Below are 13,743 nucleotides of genomic sequence, written 5' to 3' on the forward strand. Positions count from 1 at the left end.
TCCTGACACCACGACCACGGAGTCCGCATCCGAGGGCCGTTCGACGGGCAGCGCCACGGGCCGGTGCCGGCTCTTCCGCGTTCGCCGTGCCGAGCCGATGGCGACGACGGCTGCACTTCGGCGCTGCCTTCGCGACCGAGCGGCCCGCAGCGGGCGGGTGAGCCGGTGACGGCCGTTCGGTTCCCGGACCGCTTGGGTGCCGCCGACTGGGACGAGGACCTACGGGGGGTCGGTTCAGCTCGAGTCGTCCGCGAACCGGATGAGCGACTTCGGCGCCTGCCGCCCCGCCGGGACCGACCCGGTCGTCAGCGCTGCGAGAGCTCTTTCAGGTTCGATGATCTCGGCGATGAGGGGCGTGGGGTCCACGGCGCCGGACGCGAGGAGGGCGATGACGTCTTCGTAGCAGTCCAGCCCGTGGAGGACGCCGTACACGGTCAGGTCCTTCAACGCCAGAGCGGTCTGATCCACCTGCACCGGGTTCGGCGGCAGGCCGATGACCGCGACGCGGGCACCGAGATCGGCGATCTCGACGGCGGTCTGCAGGCCCCGCGGGGACCCTGACGCTTCGATGACGGCGGTGAACCGCTCACCGTCGAGTTCGTCCGGGTGCCACGTCGCGTCGGCGCCCAGCCCGGCCGCGAAGTCGAGCTCACTGTCGCTGACACCGACCATCTCCACCCGGCCGGCGACCAGTTTGGCGAACAGCATCGCCAGTAGACCCAACGTCCCGGTGCCGATGACGGCGACTCTGTCGACGGCCTTCAGGTCGATCCGGGCGCCGGCCCGGTATGCCGCGACGCTGGGTTCGACGAGAACCGCAGCTCGGAAACCGACGGTGTCCGGCAGCACGCTGACCGCGAATTCGGGGACGGTCACGAACTCGGCGGCCGCTCCCTGGATGAACCGGAGGCCGACCTCCTTGAGGTTCCGGCACAGGTGGGGCCGGCTGCGCTGGCAGGTGTCGCAGCGGTGACAGGGCACCATCGTATGGCCGACAACCCGATCCCCGACCCGCAGGTCGGACACACCTGGACCGGTGGCTGACACGGTTCCCGCGTACTCGTGCCCGAACACGAAGGGGTACTCCTGGAACCCGTTCTCGAGGTAGAAGCTGTGGCCGGTGAGCAGGTGCGTGTCGGTGCCGCACACACCGGTGAACGTGACGCGGACCTGGATCTCACCGTGACCGGGCGCAACGACCGGTACCTGAGTCACTTCTCCGGTGCCGGGCCCGGTGATGGTGACCGCGGTCATCATGGCGGTGTGGAGCGGCATGCATCCTCCTGCAGCGCATTTCGGACAGGGCGGGACCACTCACCCGGTGGTGAAGCCACCGTCGACCATCAGCTGGGCGCCGGTGATGAAAGAGGCCTCGTCGCTGGCCAAGAACAGCACGGCGTTGGCGACCTCTTCCGGCCGGCCGATCCGGCCCAGAGGGGTGACGTCGATCAGGCCCTGTGAGATCGAGTCGTCCTGGGCTGCGATCATCGGCGTCGCGATCAGGCCGGGGTGGACGGAGTTCACCCGCACACCGTCAGCGGCGTAGGTCAGTGCGGCGTTCTTCGTCATGGACGTGACCGCACCCTTGGACGCGGTGTACGCCGCGACACCCGCGGCACCGACGTGTCCCCAGATGGACGAGATGTTCACGACGGACCCGGCGCCCTTGCGACGCATCTGCGGAATGAGAGCTCTCATGCCGTAGAAGGTTCCGTGTTGGTTGATGCCGATGATGTCGTGGTAGTCGTCGAGGTCGATGTCGACGATGCCGTCGTAGTTGCGAACTGTCCCGGCGTTGTTGACGAGGATGTCCGCGCCGCCCGCGTCGGCGACTTCCGCGGCGAGGGACTCCCAGGATTCGATCCGCGCCACATCCAGGGACCTCGTCCGGATCCCCCCTGTGGATCCGGCTTCGGTCCAGACCTGATCTGCGGCGAACACCGTCGCGCCCTCCGCGGCGAGCCTGTCGGCGATGGCTTTGCCGATCCCGCCAGCTGCTCCGCTGACGACGGCGATCTTGCCGGCGACTCTCATCTCACATCTCCTTCGGCAGTCGTCGGTGTTCGGTGGTGCGTCGGAGCGCCGGATGTGACACCCGCGCCCGTTGAACTCCCCCTCCAGCGGCCGGCCCCGGATCGCCGGTCCCGATCAGGTCCGGTCTGTCACCCGAAGGGCCGGGGAGCGGGTTCGACGCGTGGCAGGTCACAGGGAATGAACCGTTCGCCGCGCGCCTGGAAGCTCGTCGCGACGCAGACGCAGCGAATGGTGTTGCCATCGGTGGGCCAGATGCTGTGCCGCGCGTTGCGCGGAATGGTGATGAGGTCGCCTGGCCGCACGATGTGCGCTTCGTCCTCGACCTGCATGACCGCTTCACCTGCGACCACGTAGTAGAACTCGTAGGTGTCGTGGTAGTGCGGTTCCAACTGCGTTCCAGGCTCCAGGGTGAACTCGGAGATGAAATCGAAGAAGGACGCACCCTCGGTCTCATCCCGCATGGATCCCTCGGGAACCAGCCACCACACTTTCCCGGTCTGGTGGACGATCTCGACAGGAACCTGATCGGCTCTGGTCAGCAGCATTCCGGCGCTCCTTTGCGTCGTGTCGTTCCGGGAGCCTCCAACACCATGGATCCCTGGGTGGCCGCCACCTGCGATGTCGGCCGTCCCAGCATGGCACGCATCGTCCGTCCTGGCTACACATGTCCAGCGTCGCCGCACACTCCGTTCGACAAGCGGTATGGCCGCGGCCATGCCCTCCCAGAGCCTGGGGACGCTCGTCGACGTCGCGGTGGTCGCCCGGACTGGCTGCGTCGTCGGCAGGCGCTGGGCCTGAGACCATCGGACGACTCGAAGCCGAACCCGCCACCGGGCCCGAGCGGGACACTGATCTTCAGTTGCGGCGCCGACCCGGCGTCATGTCGGCGAGCCCGGCCAGCGCCGGGGTAACGCCCACGAGTGGCGTCATCCGGGCTTCACCACCAGTGTCGCGACGCAGCGGTGATGGGGTGAGCTGTCGTCTGGAGCTCCTGCTGCGGTGAGGCTTCGGCCAGTACACGGGCCCGCGCCACCGCCCGGAATGGAGTTCGCTGTCGGCGCTCACGGGTCCTTCCTCGGATAGCTTCGGTGGCATGGAGCTGGACGCACCCGTGCTGGACTGGTTGCTCGATTCCGACCCCGCGCTGCGCTGGCAGGTCGAGCGCGACCTGCAGGGGGCACCGCCGCAGGTCTGGGAGGCGACCCGCCGCCGCGTCGCCACCGAGGGCTTCGGCGCACAGCTTCTCGCCCGCCAGGACCCGGACGGGCAATGGGCCGGCGGAGCCTATTTCCCGGCCGGCTTCGACGCCGCGAGCAGCGGGCCCGGGCAGCCCTGGACCGCCACGACGTGGTCGCTCACCACCCTGCGGGACTGGGGACTCGACTCGTCGGCGTTGGCGGGCACGGCCGAGCTGTTGGAATCGAACTGCCACTGGGAGTACGACGACCTGCCGTACTGGGGCGGCGAGGTCGACTGCTGCATCAACGCTTTCACTCTCGCGAACGGCGCCTGGCTGGGAATTGACGTGTCCGCCCTGGCGGGCTGGTTCGCCGAGCATCGGCTGCCCGACGGCGGCTGGAACTGCGAATGGGTCGACGGCTCCGTCCGGTCGTCGTTCCACTCGACGATCAACGTCGTGAGCGGGCTGCTGTCGTACGAGCGGACGACGGGGACCGGCGGCGAGATCACGGCGTTGCGGCATTCGGGGCAGGAATACCTGCTCGAGAGGCGGCTGCAGTACCGCCGCTCGACCGGGGAGCGCGTCGGACCCTGGACGACCCGGCTCGCCTACCCGTTCCGATGGGTCTGCACCCCGTTGCGTTCTGTGGACCACTTCCGGGCGGCCGCGCTGCACGACGGGGTCCCGCCCGACCCGCGGTTGGCCGACGCCGTCGAGGTGATCCGGTCTGCCCAGCGCCCGGACGGCCGCTGGCTGCAGGGCGAGCCGGAGCCGGGGGCGGTCTGGTTCGAGGTCGACGCGCCCCACGGCGAGCCGTCCCGCTGGCTGACGTTCCACGCCGTCCGGGCGCTGCAATGGTGGGACGGCACCCCACGTCGCTGACCGAACCACCTCCGGACGACTCGACCCCGCAGACGGCTGCTTCACGGGTTCCCGTACACGCGGGGAGACACCGCACGATCCCGGAGGTCGGCACGGTTGTTTCGCAGATCCAGCGGGTGAGGAACAGCGACGGAACCTCGGGCGGCACCTGCAGCCACGAGCCGCCGCATCACACCTTCCCCGAGCCGGGCGGCGTCGGCCGCGATCACCGCGCCGGCGATCTTGTTCCTCCGCAGATCCTCACGGCCCCTCGGCGTCGGGCCGGCGGCCGGCTGGCACAGGTGGAGCCCCACCGGTGTCATCGTCGTCGCAGCCGTGTCGATCCTGATCCCGGTCGCTGTTCAGGTCGCCGGTGTCGGCCTGATCAGGCAACGGCGGCCCTGGCGTTGAGCATCATCGAGCTCCCCGCCGTGGCCATCGCCGCCGCCGGCGCCGCACTCAGGGCCGCGGTCAGCATCATCGGCATCGAACCCGCCGCCCCCGAGAGCACCGCCGAGCCCCACAAGTCCCTGATCACCACCGCCGTCGCCGGCGTCACCGCCTTCGTCAGCAGCATCGCACTGACCGCACACACGATGGACTGAGCCGTCGGCGACTTCACCGTGGAACGTTCCGCGACGCGTTCACCATCACCGCCCCGGTGCAACCCCTGGAGGCTCCTGATCTCGAGCCCGGATTTCTCGGCGAGATCGCGCTGCACAGGAAGTACCACGGCGGCTCAACCGGTTGGAGCACACCGAATCGCAGAGCTCGAGCCGAAGTTTCCGACACGCAATCCGTGGAGCACAGACCTCCCAGCCCCGCACAGTCGACAGGCGTACGTACCCGAACATCACCGGCGCGAGTAGCGACGGCGACCAGAGCTCCTGTAGGGACCCGGGCACCTGACGAGACCACGCGCCCGGCGCCATCAGGCCTCGTACGGCGCTGGCCTGCGGTGGTGGGGCGCCCCGGCGGGTCAGCCGAGCCAGTTGTGGACGGACCGGACGATGGCGTCGATGGACAGCCCGTACCGTTCGTGCAGGGTGGGTAGCGCGCCGGTGCCGAGGAACTCGTCCGGCAGTCCGATGCGTTGGATGGCCGGCACGCTGCGGGTGGTGGTGCCGGCGGTGTTGTAGATCAGGCTGGTTGCGACGGCATCGGCGAGACCGCCGATGATGGTGTGGTTCTCGAGCGTGACGACGAGCCGGCCGCCGGCGGCGGCGCGGGCGATGGCGGCGTGGTCGAGCGGTTTGATGGTGGGGACGTGGGTGACGGCGACGTCGATGCCGTCGGCGGCGAGGCGGTCGGCGGCGGCCAGGGCGCGCATGGTCATCAGGCCGGTGGAGATGAAACTGACGTCGCGGCCGGTGCGTAGTTCAGCGGCCTTGCCGAGCTGGAAGGTGTAGTCGTACTCGTCGAGGACGGTCGGGACGTGGCCGCGGAGCAGCCGTAGGTAGGTGGGTCCGTCGGTGGCGGCCAGCTGGGGGACGGCTTGTTCGATGTCGATGGAGTCGCAGGGGTCGACGATGGTGAGGTTGGGCATGGCGCGCAGCATGGCCAAGTCCTCGGTGGCCTGGTGGCTGGGGCCGTAGCCAGTGGTGAGACCGGGCAAAGCGCCGACGACGTTGACGTTGAGGTTGGGCTCGGCGATGTCCAGGCAGAGGAAGTCGTAGGCCCGACGGGTGGCGAACACCGAGTAGGTCGAGGCGAACGGAATCAGTCCGGTCTCGGCCATGCCGGCGGCGGCACCGAGCATCAGCGCTTCGGCCATCCCCATCTGGAAGAACCGCTCGGGGTGGTTCTTGGCGAAGATGTGCATGTCGGTGTACTTGGCGAGGTCGGCGGACAGCCCGACGATCGCCGGGTTCTCCGCTGCCAACCGGGACAGGGCATGCCCGAACGGCGCGGGGGCGGTGCGCTGTCCAGGCTCAGCGATGCTGGCGATCATCGCCGAGGTCTTCAGCCGGGGTGTGGCGGGCGCTTCGGGGGCGGTGGTCATCTCAGTGCTCCTTCTCGGCGGCGTCGTGCAGGGCGGCGTGGGCCAGGGCCCATTCGTGTTCGTCGATGCGCATGAAGTGCGCCTTTTCTCGGCCCTCGAGGAACGGCACCCCGCGGCCGATGCGGGTGTCGCAGACCACGACGGCTGGTCGGGTGTCGTCGGCCGGGACGGAATCGAATGCGGCGGTCAGTGCGGCGATGTCGTTGCCGTCGACGCGGACGGTGCGCCAGCCGAAGGCTTCCCACTTGGCCTCGACCGGTTCGATGCGCAGGACGCCGCGGGTGGGGCCGTCGGCCTGCAGGCCGTTCATGTCCACGACGCAGATCAGGTTGCCGAGTCCGTGGTGGGCAGCGGCCATCGCCGCCTCCCACGTGGAGCCCTCGTCGAGTTCGCCGTCGGACATCAGGTTGATGATCCGGGCCGGATTGGCCTGGAAGCGCAGTCCGAGGGCCATGCCGACGGCGATACCGAGCCCGTGTCCCAGGGAGCCGCCGGAGATCTCCATGCCGGGGGTGTACGTGCTCATCGCCGACATCGGCAGGCGGGAGTCGTCGGAGCCGTAGGTGTCGAGCTCCTGGGTGCCGAGGATGCCGGCCTCGGCGAGGGCGGCGTAGAGGGCGATGGCGTAGTGCCCCATGGACAGCAGGACCCGGTCCCGGCCCGCCCATTCCGGATCCTCGGGACGGTAGTGGGCAAGGTCTTTGTAGACGACGGCGAGGACGTCGGCGAAGCCGAGTCCCTGGCCGACGTAGCCCTGGCCCTGGACCTCTCCCATCGTGAGGACGTGGTGACGGATCCGGTCGGCGGCGGCCGCGAGTTCGGTGACCCGGGTGGACCGGTCGAGAGTTTGCGTCATTGGTGCTCCTTCGCTGCGTGGTGGGATGGCCGGCTCAGGCGATGTACGAGCCGCCGTTGAGGTTCTGAGTGGTCGCGGTGATGTAGCCGGCTTCTTCCGACGCCAGAAATGCGAACAGCGCGGTGACGTCGTCGACGCTGGCCTGCCGGCCGAGCGGGACGCTGGCCACGATCGACGCTTCGAGCTCGGGAGTGGTTCCGGCGACGCGGATGTCGGTGTCGACGGCACCGGCGGCGATGGCGTTCACGGTGATACCGGTCGGTCCGAGTTCGCGGGCCAGCGAGCGGGTGAAGCCGATGACGGCGGCCTTGGCCGAGGAGTAGGGGGTCTTGCCGAAGACGCCGCCGCCCTGCTGCGCCGACACCGACGACATGTTGACGATGCGGCCGTAGCCGCCCTCGATCATGTCGGGCAGGAACGCCTTGGTGACGAGGTAGGTGCCGGTGGCATTGACCGCGAAGATCTTGTTCCACAGCGCGAGGGTGGTTTCCAAGAACGGCACCGGGGACGTGATGCCGGCGATGTTGAGCACCGCGCCCACCACCGGCAGCTCGGAGTCGCGGACGGCCGCGGCGGCGGCGGTCACCGAGTCCTCGTCCGCGACGTCGACGGCCCCGCCGTAGGCCGGGACGCCGTACCGCTCGGTCAGCTCGGCGGCGAGCTTCTCCGAGGTCGCCCCGTCCAGGTCGAGGGCCGCGACGGCCCAGCCGTCGCGGGCGAAGCGGCGGGCGGTGGCGCGGCCGATGCCGCGCTCGGCGGCGGCGCCGGTGATGACGACGGTGCGCTGGACGGTGGTCATGAGATTCCTCCGGAGGGGGTGTGGCCGGCGAATGACGCCGGCGCCTGGGTGGTGCGAGCGAGGCCCGCGGTGGACTGGAGCAGGGCGGAAACGAAGCCGGCTGCGCGGGCGGTGGCGGCGGGGCGGTCGGCGTCGGCGACGTCGCGGGTTTCCAGCTCGAGCGCGAAATGCCCGTCGTAACCCGCGCTGTCCAGCGCAGCGACACCGGCGGCGAAGTCCACCGCGCCGTTGCCGATGCTGTGGTGGATGTTCCCCGTGGTGGCGTCGCGCAGGTGAACGTGCCGGATGCGGTCACCGAACAGGTCGACGAACTGCTCGAGACGGGCGCCCGAGGCGACGACGTGGCTGAAGTCCATCACCACACCGACGGGGCTGCCGGCGAGGGCCTTCGTGAGCTGCGTGGCCTCCGGTAGCGAGTGACACAACCGCAGCACGTGCAGGGACTCCACCCAGAGCTGCAGGTCGAACGTCGCAGCGAGCTCAGCCGCCGCGGCCAGTTCCATGGTCACCCGGGAGATGTCGATGTCCAGGTCGACGACAGGCCGGTGCGACAGCGCCCCGTTGGGCAGCACCAGGGCGACCGCACCGACCCGGGCGGTCAGATCCAGCAGCTGCTGCAGGTGAGCACGCCGCTCGCCGTGGCCCGGCACATCGAGAACGGTGTTCAGGTCGCCGATGTCGCCATTCACCGTGCGCACCCGGAGCCCGGATCCGATCACCTCGTCTGCCACCTGGGTGACCGCCGGTCCGTTGAGCGTGAACGGCACGTGGTCACACACTCCCGGTAGAGCTCCGAGGTCGATTTCGTCGAACCCCAGATCACCGATGACGGTCAGGGCATCGCACAGCGGCAGGTGTCGGAAGCTGATCGTCGAACAGCCCAGCCGGTCACTGATGCGCATGAGCTGACAACCCTGTCTGCGAGGCGTGCGAGCGCCGCGGCAATGCAGCGCTGGATGGTTGCGGCCCAGCCTGCCACGTCAACTGTCAACAGTCAACAGTTGTCCGCTGGCGGGTAGGGTGGGAAGGACGAAAGGGGCCGCCATGGCCGTTGTGACCCAGGGCTCGGGCGTCTCACGCTTGGGCGGTCTCGCCAAGACCAGCCTGCGCGAGCAGGCCTTGGATGTCCTGCGCAACGCGGTGACCTCCGGCGAGATCGCTCCCGGCACCCACCTCGTCGAAACCGAGCTCTCCGCGGCACTGGCCATTTCACGCGGCACCCTGCGGGAAGCATTACGCCAGCTCGAGCAGGAGGGCCTGGTCGAGCCCTCTGAACGGGGGCGGCTGCGCGTTCGAACCCTCAACGCCTCCGAGATCGAGGAGATGTTCGCCGTCAGATCGGCTCTGGAAGGTCTGGCAGCGGCGTCCCTGTGCCGACGAAGCGATCGCACCTCCGTCGTGCGGAAGCTGCAGGAGGCACTGGACGCATTGGCCGACGCCACCGGTTCCATCAACGACATGGTCGAGATCGACCTCGACTTCCACCGCACGCTGTGCGCCTTGACGGGCAACTCCGCCCTCGTGCGCAGCTGGGAAGGGATCGCCGGCTCCATCCGGATGTCCATCATGTTCGCCGGCGCGGATCGGGCCATGACCAACATGTCCGTTCCCCGCCACCAGGCCCTCGTCGATGCCGTCGCCGTCGGCGACCCGGATGCGGCACGAATCGCCGTCGAGGAGCACATGCGGGGCGCAGCAGCCAATCTGGTGACGCACATCGACTCGGACGGGTCCCGCAGCGCCTGACCTGGACGCTACTCACCACGCGCGCCAGCCGGCGGACCGCCCTGTGGACATCCCGCCCGGTTTCCGTGATCTGCCGCTCGCTTCGTCCGACATCCCCAGTGTCCTTCCGTGCATCCTTTCCGCTTTCAGTTGACTGTTGACAGTCAACGGTTGAGTGCCCCATGCTTCAGGAGAAGGTGTTGACTGTTGACAGTCGCCAAAGGCGGGGACTGCGGTCAGCCACCAAAATTCGCATGGACGCGGACCAGAGATGGAGCCTCAACGATGAGCAACTCGCATTCACACTCCCTGGAGGGCAACGCCCAGGGCACGCCACACTCCCGCAAGGTAGCGATCAGCTCCGGGATCGGAGCCACGATCGAGGCCTACGACTTCATCGGCTACGGCACAGCCGCGGCGCTGTACTTCGGCACCTACTTCTTCCCCTCGACCGATCCCCTGACCGGCACTCTGCTGTCGTTCGCGACCCTGGGAGTGGGGTTCGCGGTCCGGCCACTCGGCGGGATGATCGGCGGCTACCTCGGCGACAAGCTGGGCCGCAAACCCGTTCTCGTCGCCAGTCTGATCATGATGGGCCTCGCGACGTTTCTCATCGGCTGCCTGCCCACCTATCAGAGCGTCGGCATCTGGGCCGGGATCCTGCTGGTCCTGGTCCGCGTCCTGCAGGGCCTGGCCTACGGCGCGGAATGGGGCGGCGCCATCCTGATGACCTACGAACATGCCCCCTGGAAATCCAAAGGCAAGTTCACCGGCATCGTCCAGGCCGGATTCCCGGTCGGCCTCCTGCTCGCCAACCTCGTCTTCCTGGTCAGCGTCCACCTCCCGGGCACCTGGGCCTGGCGAGTACCGTTCCTGCTCTCCATCGTCCTGGTCATGGTCGGCGTCATCATCCGCACCAAGGTGCCCGAGTCCCCCGTCTTCGAAGAGGTCAAGGCCCGCGGCGAAATCGTCAAGAATCCGATCACCGAGGTTTTGAGGGAGGACTGGCGCAGCATCCTGCGCGGTATCGGCCTCCGCATCGCCGAAACCGCGGGCTATGCCGTCTCGATCACCTTCATGCTGAGCTACCTGAAGTCGGAGAAGCTGGCCGACAACACCCTCACCCTCACCGCTCTGTGCATCGCGTCGGCAATCGGGATCGTCGCCACCTACAGCTGGGGCAAGCTCACCGACCGCATCGGGCGACGGCCCGTCTACTTCTTCGGTACCGCGTTCATGCTCGCCTTCGCGTTCCCGATGTTCATCCTGGTGAACACGGGCTCACCGATCGCCATCATCATCGCTGTCGTTCTGGCCTACGCCGTCATCCAGAACTCCCTCGCCGGCGCTCAGGGCGCCTGGTTCCCCGAACTGTTCAACGCCAACACCCGCGCCTCCGGCGCCTCGCTTGCCTACCAGTTCTCGGCCATCGTCTCCGGCTTCACCCCCTTCGTCGTCACCCTGCTCTACTCCGCCTGGGGCTGGGCCGGCGCCGCCACGCTCTTCGGCGCCTACGCCTTGATCGGCCTGACCGCCACCCTCGTCACCCGGGAGACCTTCGGTCCCGTCGAACGCGCCGCCGCCGCACACAACGACCAGGCCATGCGAGTCAACGCCTGAGCCCATACCCGACACGCGGATGCAGGACGACAGTCGCCCGCCGGTCTGCACCCCTCACGGGCACGGGCCTTCACCATGAGTCGAGGCGATCGGGAGGACCCAGGACCGCGTCGGCATCCGGATCGTCATTGACGTTGTTGCTGTTCGCCAGGTCTCGCGCTTTCAACGGTTCCCGCACAGCGTCGCGGCGGCGCCCGGACCTAGCTGGTCCTCCACCAACGCCGCGTACCGACCGTCCGACCTGTCCCCTCGACAACTTCACGTGAGTGGTCGGTAGCACCATCCATGTCCCCCGCACACGTCGCGGTGACTTCCCAGCTGGCGACCGCCGTCATCGCGTCAACTGGCACGAGATCTGCTGTGACACAGGAGGACTCGCCGTGCTCTCCACAGCACCTCGCGACGGCTCACCGGCCTGTGCGGCCGCGAGCCGCTGAACGCCGGAACACGCAGCAACTCCGGCGACGCAGGGCCCGCGACGAAGGCACAGCCTGCGCACAGGATCGCGCTCACCCCTTCTCAGTCTCACCACCGATGCTTCTGCGGTGACGGAAGGAATTGTCGTGATTTCTGTGCTGCCGGAGACGATGTCTCCCGCTGTGTGCGCCGGGACACCGGGACGGAACCACCGATGAACGCCTCGGTGCTCACCCACCCGACCGCCCGCGCGCTGTCCGACGGGACCGCCGACCGACTCGTCCTGGGCCGGGACCACCGCCGCGACCGGGCGGTGCGACTGGTGACCGGCGTCCTGGTGTGGCTGAGCCTGCTGCTGGTGACCTACCTGTGGGACGCGGACGGCGGGATCTCCGACCTCACCGACTGGGCGGCCGGCCTCACCTCGGTCGGCCGGTTGAGTGGCCTGTGGGCCTCGGACCTGCTGTTGATCCAGGTGCTGCTGATGGCGCGGCTGCCGTTCCTGGAGCACGCCCTCGGCCGGGATCAGCTGACCCGGGTCCACCGGCTGGTCGGGTTCACCTCGTTCAACCTGATGCTCGTCCACATCGGCACCGTCATCGCCGGCTACGCCTCGGCACGCTGGTCGTCGGTGCTGCCCACGACCTGGGACCTGCTGGTGAACGACGGCGGGATGCTCCTGGCGCTGGCCGGCACGGTGTGCCTGGTGATGGTCGTGGTGACCAGCCTGAAGGCGGCCCGCCGGAAGCTGCGCTACGAGTCCTGGCACCTCCTGCATCTCTACGCCTACCTCGGGGTGGGGCTGGCGCTACCGCACCAGCTGTGGACCGGCCAGGAATTCCTGAACTCCCCGCTGGCGACGATGTACTGGTGGTCGCTGTGGGCGGTGACCGCCGCGGCCGTGGTGGTCTGGCGACTGCTGGTCCCGACGGTACGCAGCCTGCGGCACGACCTGCGGGTGGCGGCGGTGGTGCGGGAGTCGTCCGACGTGGTGTCGGTCTACCTCACAGGCAACCGACTCGACCGGCTGCCGGCCCGCTCCGGCCAGTTCCTCACCGTCCGATTCCTGACCGGCCGCGGCTGGACGCGGGGCAACCCCTACTCACTGTCCACCGCCCCGGATGGCCGGCACATGCGGATCACCGCGAAGACCCTCGGCGACGGCAGCGCCCGGCTCGCAGCGCTGCAGCCCGGGACCCGGGTCTGGTTCGAAGGTCCCTACGGGCGCCTCACCGACCGGGCCCGCACCCGCCGCGGGATCGTGCTGGCCGGTGCCGGCGTCGGGATCACCCCCCTCCGGTCGCTGGCCGAAGGGCTGCCCTACGCGCCGGGGGACGCGGTGCTGCTGCAGCGCTACACCGACGAGCCGCTCTTCACGGCCGAGCTCCACCGGCTCAGCGCGCAACGCGGGCTGCAGGTCTTCCCGCTGCCCGGTCCCCGCCCGCACCCCGACTCCGTCCTCGGCCAGCAATTCCTCGGCATCGACGAACCCGCCGCGCTGCGCCGGCTCATTCCCGACCTCGCCGAGCGCGACGTCTACTTGTGCGGCCCGAAGGCCTGGACCGACGGCTTCGAACGACTCCTCCTGACCGCCGGGGTTCCCCGCGACCGTGTCCACACCGAGAGCTTTGGTTGGTGACCTGATGAAGCGCATCGTCCTGTGGCTGATGTCCACCCTGACCGTCGTGGTCGTGCTGTTCGGCTACCGCACCTCCATCAACTCCGGAGCCACCGCCGCCGCCAGCAGCGCGATCGCCCCCACGCTCGCCGGCGGGACCACGTCCGGGGCTCCGACCGACGGTTCCAGCGGGGGGACCTCCACCACCGCAGGTGCGGGCGGTACCACCATCACGGTGCCGTCAGCGGGCACGGCCGGGAGCTCGTCCACGCCGACGGCGACGTCCCCGTCATCGGCTGCCGCGACCAGAACCGGGGCGGCGAACGGCACGAGCGCCACCTACACCGGTGCGACGGCGTCGACCCGATGGGGCGACGTACAGGTGGCGGTCACGGTGACCGACGGCAGGATCACCGCTGTCGACGTACCGGTCTTCCCGAACGGGAACGGCAAGGACCGACAGATCAACGCGCGGGCGCTGCCCGTGCTGGTGCAGGAGACGATCACCGCGCAGAGCGCCGACGTGGACATGGTCACCGGCGCGACCGTGACCAGTGACGGCTACCTGCAGTCCCTGCAGTCGGCGCTCGACCAGGCCGGGCTGTGACGGCCCCCACCCGGGCCATGGCTT

Annotated in this window: 13 protein-coding genes; 6 read left to right on the forward strand and 7 right to left on the reverse strand. The window is 69.0% G+C overall.

Annotation, left to right across the window (positions count from 1 at the left end; all coding sequences use genetic code 11):
* Positions 1 to 234 precede the first annotated feature (234 nt).
* From DB033_RS19890 to DB033_RS19900, 3 genes are all read right to left on the reverse strand, one after another.
* Positions 235 to 1,275: a zinc-dependent alcohol dehydrogenase gene (locus DB033_RS19890; protein ID WP_111768696.1), complete on the reverse strand. Its 1,041-nt coding sequence runs from the start codon at positions 1,273 to 1,275 to the stop codon at positions 235 to 237.
* Between the two features lie 39 nt (positions 1,276 to 1,314).
* Positions 1,315 to 2,034, reverse strand: coding sequence for an SDR family NAD(P)-dependent oxidoreductase (locus DB033_RS19895; protein ID WP_111768697.1), 720 nt, complete (start codon positions 2,032 to 2,034; stop codon positions 1,315 to 1,317).
* Positions 2,035 to 2,162: 128 nt separating this feature from the next.
* Positions 2,163 to 2,579 (reverse strand): cupin domain-containing protein, encoded by a 417-nt coding sequence (locus tag DB033_RS19900; RefSeq protein WP_157970823.1) that lies wholly within the window; start codon positions 2,577 to 2,579, stop codon positions 2,163 to 2,165.
* A gap of 548 nt (positions 2,580 to 3,127) precedes the next feature.
* On the opposite strand from DB033_RS19900, the gene DB033_RS19905 reads away from it, so the two are divergent.
* Entirely contained in the window at positions 3,128 to 4,096 is a 969-nt protein-coding gene (locus DB033_RS19905) for a prenyltransferase/squalene oxidase repeat-containing protein (protein WP_111768699.1), read from the forward strand.
* A 386-nt stretch (positions 4,097 to 4,482) separates the two neighbouring features.
* Complete coding sequence (locus DB033_RS19910) at positions 4,483 to 4,680, forward strand: hypothetical protein (RefSeq protein ID WP_111768700.1); 198 nt, start codon at positions 4,483 to 4,485, stop codon at positions 4,678 to 4,680.
* A 374-nt stretch (positions 4,681 to 5,054) separates the two neighbouring features.
* On the opposite strand, the gene DB033_RS19915 is transcribed toward DB033_RS19910, so the two are convergent.
* The 4 genes from DB033_RS19915 to DB033_RS19930 are packed head-to-tail and all read right to left on the reverse strand — an operon-like array spanning position 5,055 to position 8,634.
* On the reverse strand, positions 5,055 to 6,077 hold the full coding sequence (locus DB033_RS19915) for a transketolase family protein (RefSeq protein WP_111768701.1): 1,023 nt from the start codon (positions 6,075 to 6,077) through the stop codon (positions 5,055 to 5,057).
* A 1-nt stretch (position 6,078) separates the two neighbouring features.
* On the reverse strand, positions 6,079 to 6,933 hold the full coding sequence (locus DB033_RS19920; RefSeq protein WP_111768702.1) for a transketolase: 855 nt from the start codon (positions 6,931 to 6,933) through the stop codon (positions 6,079 to 6,081).
* 34 nt (positions 6,934 to 6,967) lie between these two features.
* Positions 6,968 to 7,732: an SDR family NAD(P)-dependent oxidoreductase gene (locus tag DB033_RS19925; protein WP_111768703.1), complete on the reverse strand. Its 765-nt coding sequence runs from the start codon at positions 7,730 to 7,732 to the stop codon at positions 6,968 to 6,970.
* Entirely contained in the window at positions 7,729 to 8,634 is a 906-nt protein-coding gene (locus DB033_RS19930) for a sugar phosphate isomerase/epimerase family protein (protein WP_111768704.1), read from the reverse strand. Before DB033_RS19930 ends, DB033_RS19925 begins: the two co-directional genes overlap by 4 nt.
* Positions 8,635 to 8,776: 142 nt before the next feature.
* Between DB033_RS19930 and DB033_RS19935 the strand changes: the two genes are divergently transcribed.
* The 4 genes from DB033_RS19935 to DB033_RS19950 all read left to right on the forward strand — a co-directional run bounded on the left by DB033_RS19935 (position 8,777) and on the right by DB033_RS19950 (position 13,719).
* Positions 8,777 to 9,478: a GntR family transcriptional regulator gene (locus tag DB033_RS19935; RefSeq protein ID WP_111768705.1), complete on the forward strand. Its 702-nt coding sequence runs from the start codon at positions 8,777 to 8,779 to the stop codon at positions 9,476 to 9,478.
* Between the two features lie 264 nt (positions 9,479 to 9,742).
* The gene (locus tag DB033_RS19940; RefSeq protein ID WP_111768706.1) at positions 9,743 to 11,077 is read left to right on the forward strand and encodes an MFS transporter; all 1,335 of its coding nucleotides are present in this window, start codon (positions 9,743 to 9,745) and stop codon (positions 11,075 to 11,077) included.
* A 631-nt stretch (positions 11,078 to 11,708) separates the two neighbouring features.
* Positions 11,709 to 13,133 carry a ferredoxin reductase family protein gene (locus DB033_RS19945; RefSeq protein WP_111768707.1) on the forward strand — a complete coding sequence of 475 codons (1,425 nt, stop codon included), beginning with the start codon at positions 11,709 to 11,711 and terminating at the stop codon, positions 13,131 to 13,133.
* 4 nt (positions 13,134 to 13,137) lie between these two features.
* Positions 13,138 to 13,719: an FMN-binding protein gene (locus DB033_RS19950; protein ID WP_111768708.1), complete on the forward strand. Its 582-nt coding sequence runs from the start codon at positions 13,138 to 13,140 to the stop codon at positions 13,717 to 13,719.
* Positions 13,720 to 13,743 lie beyond the last annotated feature (24 nt).

It is taken from the genome of Nakamurella deserti (assembly GCF_003260015.1).
Lineage (GTDB): Bacteria > Actinomycetota > Actinomycetes > Mycobacteriales > Nakamurellaceae > Nakamurella > Nakamurella deserti.